Source organism: Bartonella gabonensis (assembly GCF_903679515.1).
Taxonomy (GTDB): Bacteria; Pseudomonadota; Alphaproteobacteria; order Rhizobiales; family Rhizobiaceae; genus Bartonella; species Bartonella gabonensis.
The window spans coordinates 1-1,188 of sequence record NZ_CAHOYM010000098.1; the positions used below are offsets into that span (position 1 = coordinate 1).

1 protein-coding gene is annotated in these 1,188 nt (G+C 44.2%); it reads left to right on the forward strand.

From position 1 onward, the window contains the following. Positions 1-1,176: an elongation factor Tu gene (tuf, locus tag HWX04_RS08185; RefSeq protein WP_175869624.1), complete on the forward strand. Its 1,176-nt coding sequence runs from the start codon at positions 1-3 to the stop codon at positions 1,174-1,176. The last annotated feature ends 12 nt before the right edge of the window (positions 1,177-1,188 follow it).

Sequence of the window (1,188 nt, forward strand, 5' to 3'; positions counted from 1 at the left end):
ATGGCGAAGAGCAAATTTGAACGTACAAAACCGCATGTTAATATTGGTACGATTGGTCACGTTGATCATGGGAAGACATCATTGACAGCAGCGATTACGAAGTTTTTTGGTGAGTTTAAAGCATATGATCAAATTGATGCAGCACCGGAAGAGCGCGCACGTGGTATTACCATTTCTACAGCACACGTTGAATATGAAACGGAAAATCGTCACTATGCCCACGTTGATTGCCCTGGACACGCAGACTATGTGAAAAACATGATCACAGGGGCAGCGCAGATGGATGGTGCTATTCTGGTTGTTTCTGCGGCTGATGGTCCAATGCCTCAGACACGTGAGCATATTTTGCTTGCCCGTCAGGTTGGTGTTCCAGCGATTGTCGTTTTTCTGAATAAAGTTGATCAAGTTGATGATGCTGAACTTTTGGATCTTGTAGAACTTGAGGTTCGGGAACTTTTGTCCAAATATGATTTTCCAGGTGATGATGTGCCAATTGTTAAAGGTTCTGCGTTGGCTGCCCTTGAGGACAAGGATAAAAGCATTGGTGAAGATGCGGTTCGTCTTTTAATGAGTGAGGTTGATAGATATATTCCGACCCCTGAACGTCCTGTCGATCAGCCATTCTTGATGCCGATAGAAGATGTATTTTCGATTTCTGGTCGTGGAACAGTTGTAACGGGTCGTGTTGAGCGTGGTATTATTAAAGTTGGCGAGGAAATTGAGATTATTGGTATTCGTCCAACGTCTAAGACGACGGTGACGGGTGTTGAAATGTTCCGCAAGCTTTTAGATCAAGGTCAGGCGGGTGATAATATTGGTGCTCTGCTTCGTGGTGTTGATCGTGAAGGGATTGAGCGTGGTCAAGTATTAGCGAAGCCCGGATCAGTTACACCGCATACACGTTTTAAAGCAGAGGCTTACATTTTGACGAAAGATGAAGGTGGTCGTCATACACCGTTTTTCACGAATTATCGTCCTCAGTTTTATTTCCGTACGACGGATGTTACGGGTATTGTTATACTTCCAGAAGGAACAGAAATGGTTATGCCCGGCGATAATGTAGCCATGGATGTTTCTCTTATTGTCCCGATAGCGATGGAAGAGAAGCTTCGTTTTGCTATTCGTGAAGGTGGTCGTACTGTTGGTGCCGGTATCGTCTCTAAGATCATTGAATAAATAATGCTTGTT

What these genes read in the sequence shown, in the direction of transcription:
- tuf (WP_175869624.1), top strand. Translation starts at nt 1, where the DNA reads ATGGCGAAGAGCAAATTTGAACGTACAAAACCGCATGTTAATATTGGT.